This window comes from Streptomyces tsukubensis, from assembly GCF_003932715.1.
Taxonomy (GTDB): domain Bacteria; phylum Actinomycetota; class Actinomycetes; order Streptomycetales; family Streptomycetaceae; genus Streptomyces; species Streptomyces tsukubensis.
Window position 1 is genome coordinate 6920664 of record NZ_CP020700.1, and the last position, 13014, is coordinate 6933677.

General features: G+C 71.2%; 10 protein-coding genes. 6 read left to right on the forward strand and 4 right to left on the reverse strand.

The genetic code is table 11. The features are described from left to right. Nucleotides 1–189 precede the first annotated feature (189 nt). Together B7R87_RS28800 and B7R87_RS28805 are read right to left on the reverse strand one after the other, a co-directional pair. Nucleotides 190–2187, reverse strand: coding sequence for an APC family permease (locus B7R87_RS28800; protein ID WP_187144522.1), 1998 nt, complete (start codon nt 2185–2187; stop codon nt 190–192). 149 nt (nt 2188–2336) lie between these two features. After that, nucleotides 2337–2480, reverse strand: a complete 144-nt coding sequence (locus B7R87_RS28805; RefSeq protein ID WP_157997812.1) for a hypothetical protein — start codon at nt 2478–2480, stop codon at nt 2337–2339. A 21-nt stretch (nt 2481–2501) separates the two neighbouring features. Here B7R87_RS28805 and kdpF point away from each other — a divergent pair, with 21 nt between their 5' ends. From kdpF to B7R87_RS28835, 6 genes are all read left to right on the forward strand, one after another. Next, nucleotides 2502–2591, forward strand: coding sequence for a K(+)-transporting ATPase subunit F (kdpF, locus tag B7R87_RS28810; protein ID WP_006345495.1), 90 nt, complete (start codon nt 2502–2504; stop codon nt 2589–2591). A gap of 7 nt (nt 2592–2598) precedes the next feature. Then, nucleotides 2599–4287, forward strand: coding sequence for a potassium-transporting ATPase subunit KdpA (kdpA, locus tag B7R87_RS28815; protein ID WP_006345494.1), 1689 nt, complete (start codon nt 2599–2601; stop codon nt 4285–4287). Continuing rightward, a complete protein-coding gene (gene kdpB / locus B7R87_RS28820) occupies nt 4284–6389 on the forward strand; it encodes a potassium-transporting ATPase subunit KdpB (RefSeq protein ID WP_040913303.1) in 2106 nt (701 codons plus the stop codon). Before kdpA ends, kdpB begins: the two co-directional genes overlap by 4 nt. 5 nt (nt 6390–6394) lie before the next feature. Then, on the forward strand, nt 6395–7072 hold the full coding sequence (locus tag B7R87_RS28825) for a potassium-transporting ATPase subunit C (protein WP_006345492.1): 678 nt from the start codon (nt 6395–6397) through the stop codon (nt 7070–7072). A 125-nt stretch (nt 7073–7197) separates the two neighbouring features. Further along, a complete protein-coding gene (locus B7R87_RS28830) occupies nt 7198–9012 on the forward strand; it encodes an ABC transporter transmembrane domain-containing protein (RefSeq protein ID WP_078902045.1) in 1815 nt (604 codons plus the stop codon). Then, nucleotides 9009–10793: an ABC transporter ATP-binding protein gene (locus tag B7R87_RS28835; RefSeq protein ID WP_006345490.1), complete on the forward strand. Its 1785-nt coding sequence runs from the start codon at nt 9009–9011 to the stop codon at nt 10791–10793. The genes B7R87_RS28830 and B7R87_RS28835 overlap by 4 nt, the downstream gene beginning before the upstream one ends. A 71-nt stretch (nt 10794–10864) precedes the next feature. Here the strand turns inward: B7R87_RS28835 and B7R87_RS28840 are convergent, their stop codons facing one another. Both B7R87_RS28840 and B7R87_RS28845 read right to left on the reverse strand, forming a co-directional pair. Continuing rightward, entirely contained in the window at nt 10865–12148 is a 1284-nt protein-coding gene (locus B7R87_RS28840; protein ID WP_006345489.1) for a cation:proton antiporter, read from the reverse strand. A 2-nt stretch (nt 12149–12150) separates the two neighbouring features. Beyond that, the gene (locus tag B7R87_RS28845; protein WP_040913302.1) at nt 12151–12621 is read right to left on the reverse strand and encodes a cation:proton antiporter regulatory subunit; all 471 of its coding nucleotides are present in this window, start codon (nt 12619–12621) and stop codon (nt 12151–12153) included. Between the last annotated feature and the right edge of the window lie 393 nt (nt 12622–13014).

Consider the following 13014-nt stretch of genomic DNA (forward strand, 5'->3'; position numbering starts at 1 on the left):
CGGAATCCCCGGGGACGACGTCATCGTACGAACGTGCGGTTCCCGGCGGTGCGGCCGGGGGCGGCGGTGGGCGGCGGGGTGCGGTGAGCGGCAGGCGGCGCGCGACGAGCGGCCCGCCTCGTCCGCTGAACGGACCCGGAGGCGCAGGGGTGCGGGGTCAGCCCACCCGGCCCCGGACCGCGGCGGCGTTCAGCCGACGTGGACCCGGGGGCGGCGGGCCGGGTCCGGTTCCGCGCGGCGCAGGACCTCGCGGACCACCGGGGCCGTCTCGCCCTCGCCGAAGACCAGGAACTTCAGCAGATGGCTCACCGGATGGCCCTCGGTCCAGGTGAAGTAGGCGTGGGGGATCCCCCCGGTCTCGTCCCGCAGCCGCATCAGGACCGCCGCGATCGTGTTCGGTACGGTCGGGCCCGCGACCCGCAGCCGCCGCACCCCGAACCGCTCCGAGCCGTGGACCACCAGATCCTCGGTGAAGTCCGACGAATCCCTGATGACGACCTCCAGGAAGAGCAGCGGCCGTTTGCCGGGGATATGGGTCTCCTCGCGTTTGCGGTACTCCTTCGCCCGGTACTCCGCCTTGGTGTGCTCGGTCGGATCGCTGGCGACGACCAGCAGCGGGCCCTTCGCCGCCGCCTCGTGGACCAGCCGCTCCGCCGTGCTGTCGAAGACGACGTCCGCCGCCCGCAGCTCGAACGCCCGGTGCACCCGGGAGGCGAAGGACGTCACCAGGATGGCGAGGATGAACAGCGCGGCGATCTTGATGCCGTCGGGGCGTTCGATGACATTGGTGACCGTGGTGTAGAGGAAGACGGCGGTGATGGTGCCGAAGCCGATCGCCGCCCGCCGGTCCCCGGCCTGATGGGCGAAGACGGTGACCGCCAGGGCGGCCGACAGCATCAGGACCAGCACCCCCGTGGCGTACGCCCCGCTCTGCTTGTCGACGTTCGCGTCGAAGTAGACCGTGATGCCGGTGGCGATCGCCATGAAGACCAGGACCAGCGGACGGACCGCCCTGGTCCATTCGGGTGCCATGCCGTAGCGGGGGAGGAAACGGGGCACCAGGTTCAGCAGCCCGGCGAGCGCCGAGGCACCGGCGAACCACAGGATGCAGATCGTCGAGACGTCGTACACCGTCCCGAAGACCTCGCCCAGCTCTTGGTGGGCGAGGTAGGCGAGGGCGCGGCCGTTCGCCGGGCCGCCGGACTCGAAGGCCGACTCGGGGATGAGCATCACCGTGCTCAGGCTGGACAGCAGCAGAAAGCTGCTCATGATCAGCGCGGCGGTGGTGAGCAGCTTGCGGGTGTCGCGGATCCGTCCGGCCGGATTCTCGTACGTATCGCCGGGAGCGCCTTTGATCTGCGGCATCACCGCGACCCCGGTCTCGAAGCCGGACATCCCGAGTGCCAGCTTCGGGAAGACGATCAGTGCCACCCCGACGGCGGCCAGGGGCGACGAGTGCTCGGCGAGCATCGCGTGCCACCAGTCGCCGACGACGACGGGCTCGGTCAGGATCCGGGCCGCCGATGCGACGACCACCACCAGATTGAGCAGCAGATAGACGGCCACCAGGGGGACGGCGACCCCGATGGCCTCGCGGAAGCCCTTCAGGAAGACGACGCCGAGGAGACCGATGAGGCCCAGGGTGATCCAGAGGTTCTCGCCGTGGAGGAAGGACGGGGCGTACGGGTTCTCCACGATATGCGCCGAGGCGTCGGCCGCCGACAGGGTGATGGTGATGATGAAGTCGGTGGCCGCGAACCCCAGCAGGACCAGGACCAGCAGCTTCCCCGTCCACCAGGGCAGCAGCCGCTCCAGCATGGCGATGGAGCCCTCGCCGTGCGGTGAGCGGCGGGCCACCCGGCGGTAGACGGGGAGGGCGCCGAAGAGGGTCAGGGCGATCAGCACCAGGGTCGCCAGCGGGGAGACCAGACCGGCGGCGAGGACCGCGATACCGGGGGCGTAGCCGAGGCTGGAGAAGTAGTCGACACCGGTCAGACACATCACCCGGTACCAGCGGTGGCCCCCGCCGTCGGGGCGCGGAGTGCCGTGCGGTCCCGGATGGCGGGCGGTCTGCTCGCTGAGCCCGCTGAGCAGCCAGGCACGGCAGCGGGCGGCAGCCGTTCCGCCTTCGCCGGGCGCCCCCGCGGGGGCGGAGGCCTCCGGTCCGCTCGTACCTGCTCCGCTCATCCGCGCTCCAGGATTCTCCGGCCGGATTGCGACGTTCCGCAGTCCGCCGTGTCGTTCCTGTCATCCTCGCCCGGCCCTGTGTTCCCGGCAGCCCGTACGGACTCCGTACAGGACGCGTCAAGAGCGGTCACCGCGCCGTAAGGGACGTGTCAACGAAGACCGCGAACCGTCCGAAACGGGGTTTCCTCGAACAGTCCGAAACCGAGCAGTTCGAGCAGAAAACAGGAGCTCACGATGGCCGACATGGCCTTCGTCACCACCACGATCGCGGTGTTCGCGCTGGTGGCCGTCATCGCCAAGGGGGTGGCGAAGCTATGACCACCGAGAACGTCGTCGGCCTGATCGTCGCCGTCGCCCTTCTGGGCTATCTCGTCCTCGCCCTCCTGTACCCGGAGAGGTTCTAGCCCCGACATGAGTTCCGTACTTGCCGGCGTGCTCCAGCTGCTGGCGCTGATCGCCGCGCTCGCGCTGGTGCACCGTCCCCTCGGCGACTACATGGCCCGGGTCTACTCCTCCGACAAGCATCTGCGGGTCGAGAAGTGGATCTACAAGGGCATAGGGGCCGACCCGAACACGGAGATGCGCTGGACCGCCTACCTCCGCGGGATCCTGGCCTTCTCCGCCGTATCGGTCCTCTTCCTCTACCTGCTCCAGCGGGTGCAGGGTTCGCTGCCCGGGTCCCTCGGCTTCCAGTCGATCGACCCGGACCAGGCGTTCAACACGGCCGCCTCCTTCGTCGCCAACACCAACTGGCAGTCCTACTACGGCGAGCAGGCCATGGGCCATGTCGTCCAGACGGGCGGCCTCGCGGTCCAGAACTTCGTCTCCGCAGCCGTCGGCATGGCGGTCGCGGTCGCCCTGGTCCGCGGCTTCGTCCGCAGCCGCACCGGTGAACTGGGCAACTTCTGGTCCGACCTGGTGCGCGGGGTGACCCGTATCCTGCTGCCGATCTCCGTGATCGGCGCGATCGTCCTGGTGGCCCTGGGCGCCATCCAGAACTTCTCCGGAATCCACGACGTCGGCCAGTTCATGGGCGGCAGCCAGCAGTGGAACGGCGGAGCGGTCGCCTCCCAGGAGGCCATCAAGGAGCTGGGCACCAACGGCGGCGGCTACTTCAACGCCAACTCCGCCCACCCCTTCGAGAACCCCAACCCGCTCTCCAACCTGCTGGAGATCTTCCTCATCCTGCTGATCCCGTTCTCCCTGACCCGGACCTTCGGGCGGATGACCGGAAGCGTCAAGCAGGGGTACGCGATCCTCGGCACGATGGCGCTGATCTGGGTCGGCTTCACCGCCCTGATGATGTGGACCGAGTTCGCCCACCCCGGCCCGGCATTCCAGGAGGCGGGCGGTGCCTTCGAGGGCAAGGAGGTCCGCTTCGGCGTCGGCGGCTCGGCGATCTTCGCCGTGGCCACCACCCTCACCTCCACCGGAGCGGTCAACAGCTTCCACTCCTCCTACACCGGCTTCGGCGGCGGCATCACGATGCTGGGCATGCAGCTCGGCGAGATCGCCCCCGGCGGCGTCGGCTCCGGACTCTACGGAATGCTGATCATGGCGATCATCGCGGTCTTCATCGCCGGACTGATGGTCGGCCGGACCCCCGAATACCTGGGCAAGAAGATCGGCACCCGCGAGATCAAATTCGCCGCCTGCTACATCCTCGTCACCCCGGTCCTGGTCCTCGGCTTCACCGCTCTCGCGATCGCCCTGCCGACCCCGCCGGACTCGATGACCAACACCGCCGCCAACGCGGTCGCGGGCTCGGGCGCCCACGGATTCTCCGAGATCCTGTACGCCTACACCTCGGGCGCCAACAACAACGGCTCGGCCTTCGCCGGACTCAACGCCGACACCGAATGGTTCAACACCACCATCGGCATCGCGATGCTGCTGGGCCGGTTCCTGCCGATGGTCCTCGTCCTCGCCCTGGCCGGCTCACTGGCCGAGCAGCGGCCCGTACCCGCCACCGCGGGCACCCTCCGCACCGAGAAGCCGCTCTTCACCGGGCTGCTGGTCGGCACGATCCTCATCCTCACCGGACTCACCTACTTCCCGGCCCTCGCGCTGGGCCCGCTCGCCGAAGGGCTTGCGTCATGAGCACGATAACTCCCTCCAGGGCGCCCCACTCGGACGTGCCCACCGGCCACCAGCCGCCCGCCGGCCGGGTCGGCGGCGGCCTCTTCGACCCCCGGCAGCTCCTCGTCTCCCTCCCCGTCGCGCTGCGCAAGCTCGACCCGCGGACCATGGTCAAGGCCCCGGTCATGTTCGTGGTGCTGATCGGCTCCGTACTGACCACCGGGCTCTCCCTGGCCGACCCCGGCGACTGGTTCGGCTGGGCGATCACCATCTGGCTCTGGCTCACGGTGATCTTCGCCAATCTCGCCGAGGCCGTCGCCGAAGGCCGCGGCAAGGCCCAGGCCGACACCCTGCGCAAGGCGAAGACCGACACCGTCGCGCGCCGGATCACCGGTACGGCGGAGGAGCAGGTGCCCGGCACCGAACTCCGCATCGGGGACCTGGTCGTCTGCGAGGCCGGGGACGTCATCCCCGGTGACGGCGATGTCGTCGAAGGCGTCGCCTCGGTCGACGAGTCCGCCATCACCGGCGAGTCCGCGCCCGTCATCCGGGAGTCCGGCGGCGACCGCAGCGCGGTCACCGGCGGCACCAAGGTCCTCTCCGACCGGATCGTCGTCAGGATCACCACCAAGCCGGGCGAGACCTTCATCGACCGGATGATCGGTCTCGTCGAAGGCGCCTCCCGGCAGAAGACGCCCAACGAGATCGCACTCAACATCCTGCTGGCCTCGCTGACCGTCGTCTTCCTGCTGGCCGTCGTCACCCTCAAGCCCTTCGCGGTCCACGCGGGCGCCGACGAGCAGACGTCGATGATCGTGCTCAGCGCGCTGCTGGTCTGCCTCATCCCGACCACCATCGGCGCCCTGCTCTCCGCCATCGGCATCGCGGGCATGGACCGGCTCGTCCAGCGGAACGTCCTCGCCATGTCCGGACGGGCCGTCGAGGCCGCGGGCGACGTATCGACCCTGCTCCTCGACAAGACCGGCACCATCACCCTGGGCAACCGGCAGGCCGCCGAATTCGTCCCGGTCCGCGGCTGCACCGCCGCCGAACTCGCCGACGCAGCCCAGCTCTCGTCCCTCGCCGACGAGACCCCCGAGGGCCGGTCGATCGTTGTCCTCGCCAAGGAGAAGTACGGACTGCGCGAGCGCCACCGCGGCGAACTCGACCACGCCGAGTGGATCGCCTTCACCGCACAGACCCGGATGTCCGGCGTCGACGTCGACGGCCGCAAGATCCGCAAGGGTGCCACCGGATCGGTGGTGAAGTGGGTGCAGGAACAGGGCGGCGAGGTCGCGGAGGACGCCGAACGGCTCACCGACGAGATCGCCGGCGCGGGCGGTACGCCGCTGCTGGTCGCCGTCGAGGACCGGGAAGGCGCCCGGATCCTGGGCGTCATCCACCTCAAGGACGTCGTCAAGGAAGGCATGCGCGACCGGTTCGAGGAACTGCGCCGCATGGGCATCAAAACCGTCATGATCACGGGCGACAACCCGCTGACGGCCAGGGCCATCGCCGAGGAGGCGGGCGTCGACGACTTCCTCGCCGAGGCCACCCCCGAGGACAAGATGGCCCTCATCAAACGGGAGCAGGCGGGCGGCAAGCTCGTCGCCATGACCGGCGACGGCACCAACGACGCCCCGGCACTCGCCCAGGCCGACGTCGGCGTCGCGATGAACACCGGAACCTCGGCCGCCAAGGAGGCCGGGAACATGGTGGACCTCGACTCCAACCCCACCAAACTCATCGAGATCGTCGAGATCGGCAAACAACTGCTGATCACCCGGGGCGCGCTGACCACCTTCTCCATCGCCAACGACGTCGCCAAGTACTTCGCGATCATCCCGGCGATCTTCACCGCCGCCTACCCCGGCCTCGACACCCTCAACATCATGCGGCTCGACTCGCCGGAGTCCGCGATCCTGGCGGCCGTCGTCTTCAACGCGCTGATCATCATCGCCCTGGTGCCCCTCGCCCTGCGCGGGGTGCGCTACCGGCCCACCAGCGCCGACAAGATGCTCCGCCGCAACCTCGGGATCTACGGGCTCGGCGGACTGATCGCCCCCTTCATCGGCATCAAACTCCTCGACCTCATCATCTCCGCTATCCCTGGCATCGGGTGACGACCATGAACACCTCCGTACGGAACACGGGACGGCTCCTCGCGGCCGGCCTGCGGGCCCTCCTCGTCCTGACCGTCGTCTGCGGCGTCCTCTACCCGCTCGCCGTCACCGGGGTCGCCCAGACCCTCTTCAAGGACCAGGCCAACGGCTCCGAAATCAAGGCCGACGGCAAGGTCGTCGGCTCCTCCCTGATCGGCCAGCAGTACCACCTGCCGAAGCAGAACCCCGACGACCCCGACGAGGCACCCCGCCCCGACCTGCGCTGGTTCCAGCCCCGCCCGGCCAACGGCCTCGGCAGCAACACCGTCAACACCCAGTACTCGCTGATCCTTTCGGGTGCCACCAACCGGGCCGGGAACAACACCGAGCTGCTCCAGTGGGTGAAGGACGCGAAGGCGGCGGTCATCGCGGACAACACCACGCCCGGCTACCGTCCGAAGCCCTCGGACATCCCGCCGGACGCCGTCACCTCCTCCGGCTCGGGACTCGACCCGCACATCTCTCCCGAGTACGCGGAACTCCAGGTCCAGCGGGTCGCGGAACGCAACAAGCTCGACGCCGGCCGGGTGGAGAAGCTGGTGAAGAAGCACACCGACGGCCGGATCCTCGGGTTCGTCGGGGAACCGAGGGTCAACGTCCTCGAACTCAACACGGCCCTGAAGGAGCTGACCGGGAAGGGCTGACAGCAGCCCCCGGCATGGTTGCGGGTGCTGCCCGGCAGCACCCGCAAGCTGTTTTGACGGGTTCTTGACAGCTGTGAAAACGAGTCGTGGCGAATCTCCCCGCCTCCTACTGTGCCCCCATGCGCATGCTCCGAGGAAAACGGTCCGGGGACGGCAGACGGAAGCCCGTGGCGGGGCTCGGTACGGGCGGGAGCCCGGGCCCCCGCGACCGCGAAGGACCCGTACGCTATCTGCGCTGGACCGCGGCCCGGCAGCCGCGGCGCATCGCCTCCGGAACCCTCTTCGCCACCCTCTGGCTCGGCGGACTGATCCTGATGCCGTATCTGATGTCCCGCGCCGTCGACGACGGACTGGAGAACGGTGACCGCGCCACCGCCGCCGCCTGGGTCGCCGCCCTCCTCGCCGCCGCCGCGCTCACCGCCCTCTTCGGCACCCTGCGCCACCGCACCATGTGCCGGGTCCGCCTCGACGCCGCCTTCCGGACCGTACGCGTCGTCGTCCGCCACTCCACCGCGCTCGGTGCGGCCCTGCAACGCCGCGTCGGCGCCGGGGAGATCGTCACCGTCGGCCTCGGCGACGCGGCCACCATCGGCAACACCCTCACCTTCCTCGGCCCCGGCATCGGCTGCCTCATCGCCCTGGGCATCGTCGCCTTCCTGCTGTTCGCCGCCTCCCCGCTGCTCGCCGCCGTCGTCCTGCTCGGCGTCCCGGTCATAGCGCTCTGCGTCGGCCCCCTCCTCGGCCGCCTCCAGAGCACCGAGGCCGTCTACCGCACCCGGCAGGGCGAACTCGCCTCCCGCTTCGGCGACATCGCGGGCGGGCTGCACGTCCTCAACGCCATCGGCGGCAAGGACGAATACGCCGCCCGCTACCGGCACGGCTCCCGGGCCCTGCGCGACGAGGGCTACCGCGTCGGAGCCGTCACCAGCTGGATCGGGGCCCTCGCGGTCGGGCTGCCCACCCTCTTCCTCGCCGTCATCACCTGGATCGCCGCCCGGATGACGGCCCAGGGCCAGCTCACCGTCGGTGAACTCGTCGCCGTCTACGGCTACACCGCCGTCCTCAACATCGCCGTCTCGTACCTCATCGAATGCGGCGACGACATCATCCGCGGGCTCGTCGCGGCCCGCCGCGTCCTCGGCTTCCTCGCACTCGAACCCGACACCCTCCACGGCGAACCCGGTCCCGCGCTGCCGCCGCCCGACGCGCCCGCGGCCCTCCACGATCCGGACTCCGGGGTCACCGTCACCCCCGGCGCCCTCACCGCACTCGTCTCGGACCGGCCCGCCGAAACGGCCCTGGTCGCGGACCGCATCGCCGGATTCACCGGCTCCGCCACCACCTGGGGCGGCACCCGGCTCGACCGGATCGGCATCGGCGCCGTACGCGAGCGGATCCTCGTCGCCGACAACGACGCGGCACTCTTCGCCGGACCCCTGCGCAAGGTGCTCTCCGGCCGCCACGACCGCGCCGAAGACCCGATCAGCCGGGCGCTGGAGGCCGCCTTCGCCCACGACATCGTCCGCGGGCTGCCCGGCGGACTGGACGCCCCGGTCCGGGCCGGCGGCCGGAACCTCTCGGGCGGCCAGCGCCAGCGCGTCCGCCTCGCCCGCGCCCTCCTCGCCGAACCCGACGTCCTGGTCGCCGTCGAACCCACCTCCGCGCTGGACGCCCACACCGAAGCCGCCGTGGCCACCGGCCTCGCCGCCGCCCGGCAGGGCCGTACCACCGTGGTCACCACCACCTCCCCGCTCGTCCTCGACCGGGCCGACACCGTGCACTACCTGGTCGACGGCACGGTCGCCGCCACCGGCAGCCACCGCGAACTCCTCACCCGCCACGCCGGATACCGGGCGCTCGTGGCCCGGGGAGCGGAAGAACCCGGCACAACCGGCCCGGGCCCCCGCGCGGCTACGGAGCGGACGGGGGCCGCCCGATGAGCACCCCCCTCCGGACCGCCGCCCCCGGGGGCTCGACCGCACTGCCCGTCGCCACCGGCGCCCAGGTCCTCCGCGCCGGGCTGCGCCTGATCCGGGCCGACCGGCGCGCCTTCGGCGTGGTGATGCTCCTGAACTTCCTGGCCGCCGCGACCGGACTCGCCGCCCCCTGGCTGGTCGGCCGGATCGTCGACGAGGTACGCGGCGGAGCCGGGGTCGCCACCGTCGACCGGCTGGCCTTCGCCATCGTCGCCTTCGCCGCCGCCCAGCTGCTGCTGGTCCGCTGGGCCCGGCTGGCCGGCCACCGCTTCGGCGAACGGAGCCTCGCCCGGGTCCGGGAGGAGTACGCGGAACGCGCCCTCGCCGCCCCCGCGTCCGTCGTCGAACGCGCCGGTACGGGCGATCTCACCAACCGCGGCACCACCGATATCGCGATCGTCGGCACCACCCTGCGCGACGCCGTCCCCGACGCCCTCGTCAACAGCGTCCAGTCGCTGTTCGTCATCGGCGCCGTCTTCGCCCTCGACCCCCTGCTGGGCGCCGTCGGACTGCTGAGCCTGCTCGGGGTCTGGACGGCCACCCGCTGGTATCTGCGCCGCGCCGGGACCGCCTACCACGAGGAGGGCACCGCGAACTCGGCACTCGCCGAGGAACTCGCCGTGACCGCGGCCGGATCCCGGACCGTCGAAGCCCTCGGGCTCCAGCGGGAACGCACCGAAGCCGCCGAGACCGCGGTCCGGCACTGTCTGCGCACCCGCTTCCGGACCCTCTACCTCCGCTGCGTCTTCTTCCCCGCCATCGACATCGCGTACCTCCTCCCGGTCGCGGTCGTCCTGCTGCTCGGCACCGTCCTCGTCGACGCGGGCACCGTCACCCTCGGCGCCGCCGTCGCCGCCACCCTCTATCTCCACCGGCTGGCCCAGCCACTGGACGCCGTCCTCATGAGGGTCGAACAGCTCCAGGGCGGCGGAGTGGCCTTCGCCCGGGTCGAAGGCCTCGGCCTGATCCCCCGGACCGACCGCGACGACGCGGCACCGGACCCAGAAGGGCAGCGGATCGTGGTGGCCGGAGCCCACTTCGCGTACGACGGCGGGGAAGACGTCGTACGGGGCGTCGAACTGACCGTACGGCCCGGTGAACACCTGGCCGTCGTCGGCCCGTCCGGCGCGGGGAAGACCACACTCGGACGGCTGCTCGCGGGCCTGGACGCCCCGCACCGCGGCTCGGTCACGGTCGGCGGGGTGCCGGTCTCCGCACTCGGCCCCGCACAGCTCCGCCGCCATATCGCGCTCGTCACCCAGGAACACCACATCTTCCTCGGCACCGTCCGCGACAATCTGCAGATCGCCGCCCCCGGCGCCGGGGACGACGAACTGCGGGCCGCCCTCGCCGCCGTGGGCGCGGCGGGCTGGGCCGACGCACTGCCCGAAGGCCTCGACACCGAACTCGGCCCCGGTGGACACACCCTCGACGGCGCCCGGTCCCAGCAACTGTCCCTGGCCCGGGTGGTGCTCGCCGACCCCCACACCCTGGTACTCGACGAGGCCACCGCCCTCCTCGACCCGCGGACCGCCCGCCATACCGAACGGGCGCTGGCCGCCGTCCTCGGCGGCCGTACCGTCATCGCCGTCGCCCACCGCCTGCAGACCGCCCACGACGCCGACCGGGTCGCGGTGATGGAGGACGGCCGGCTCACCGAACTCGGCACCCACGACGAACTCGTCGCGGCGGGCGGCGCCTACGCGGCCCTCTGGGAGACCTGGCACGGCGGCCCGGAGCAGTAGCCCCCGGTCCCGGACAGCCGAAGACCGCCGTCTCCGGCCGGAGACGGCGGTCTTCACCGGGGCACCGGCGGCTACGCCGGTTCGGTCGCTGACTTCGGGTCGGGACCGGACGCCGGGCCCGTCACCGGGTCCTCCGCGGCCACCGGGTGCGCATGCGGCTCCGCCACCGCGACCGGGACCTCCTTCACCACGGGCGGCGGGGTACCGGCGTCGGTGAACCGCAGCAGCAGCGGCTCGGTCCAGCGCGCGGCCAGCGGCCCGAGGATCACCAGGATCAGGACGTACGCCGTGGCGATCGGCCCGATCCTCGGCTCCGACGCCACCGCCAGCCCCGCGATCACGATGGAGAACTCCCCGCGCGCCACCAGAGCGCCGCCCGCCCGCAGCCGGCCCTTGGGGCCGATGCCCGCGCGCCGGGCCGCGTACCAGCCGGTCCCGATCTTGGTCGCCGCGGTGACGACCGCCAGCAGCAGGGCGGGCAGCAGCACCGGCGGGATCTCGGTCGGATCCGTCGACAGCCCGAAGAAGACGAAGAACACGGCCGCGAACAGGTCCCGCAGCGGCGTCAGCAGCTTGCGGGCGCCCTCCGCGACCTCCCCGGAGAGCGCGATACCGACCAGGAACGCGCCGACGGCCGCCGACACCTGCAGCTCCTGGGCGACACCCGCGACCAGCAGGGTCAGCCCGAGGACCACCAGCAGCAGCATCTCCGGATTGTCGGAGTTCACGGCCTTGCTGATGACCCGTCCGTGGCGCAGCGCCAGATACAGGACGATGCCGACCGTGCCCAGCGCGATGAGGAGGGTGACGCTGCCGCCCGCGAGACCGACGCCCGCCAGCAGCGCCGTCAGCAGCGGCAGATACACCGCCATCGCGAGATCCTCCATCACCAGGATCCCGAGGACGACCGGGGTCTCCCGATTGCCGAGGCGCTCCAGATCCGTGAGGACCTTCGCGATCACACCGGACGACGAGATCCAGGTGACACCTGCCAGCGCGACCGCCGCGACCGGGCCCCAGCCCAGCAGCAGCGCGGCCGCCGCGCCCGGCAGCGCGTTGAGGACGAAGTCCACCAGACCGGACGGGTACTGCGTTTTGAGGCTGCCGACCAGCTCGGAGGCGCTGTACTCCAGACCGAGCAGAAGCAGCAGCAGGATGACGCCGATCTCCGCGCCCACGGCGACGAAGTCCTCACTCGCGCTCATCGGCAGCAGTCCGCCGGTGCCGAAGGCGAGCCCCACCAGCAGATACAGCGGGATGGGGGAGAGGCCTATCCGGCCCGCGAAGCGGCCTATCAGCCCCAGCCCGAGGATGATCGCGCCGAGTTCGATCAGCAGGGTCGTGGTCTCGTGCACGATCAGCCTTCCGTGATGAGCTCGGCGAGGGCGTCCACGCCTTCACGGGTGCCGACGGCCACGAGCGTGTCCCCGAGCGCGAGCCGGAAGTCCGGCGCGGGCGACGGGTGGGCGCCGGTCCGCCGCAGCACGGCGACGACCGAAGCACCGGTCCGCGAGCGCGCCCGGGTCTCCCCGAGCAGACTTCCGATGTACGGGGAGCGGGTGCCGATCTGGATGTGCTCCGTCACCAGGTCGATGCCGTCGGTCCGGACGGCGTCGATCGGCTCGGGGTCGATGAGGTGGGCCAGCGCGGTGGCCTCCTCGGAGGAGAGGGGGACTTCCACCACACAGGCGTCGGGATCGTCCGACTTGTAGAAGCCCAGGAACCGGCGGCCGTCGTGGTGGACGACGACGGAGATGTGCCGACCCGCCTCGGTGGTGAAGTCGAATTGCGTACCGACTCCCGGCAATGGGGTCCGACGGGTGCCCATGGTCGCCTCCCGGGGCGTGACCGAGCCGCCCAACGGCCGGGGTGCCGATGAGCGGCGGAAAATTGTGCTGTACACCGGCATTTTACGGTGTACGTGACAAGCCACCACGGGCGCGGTGCGGCACGGGCCCCGGGAGGGCCCGCCCGCAGCCGCGTTGCGGAGGCCTTGGCCGTCAACTCCCCGTCGTCGTATGATGATCAATTCGGGTGTGCGCTGCACATTGTCGTAAGGTATGTCGCCGGTACGGCCGATGGCACCGGCCCGGGCGGCGAGCCCCGTCGTGCGCACCGGCCGTACGCAACCCTCCTTCACGCACCGGGCGCCGGATCACGCGCGCGTGAGGAGGCATCCATGGGGCGGCCGGTGACGGCCGGAGCTGAAGAAGGACTGGAC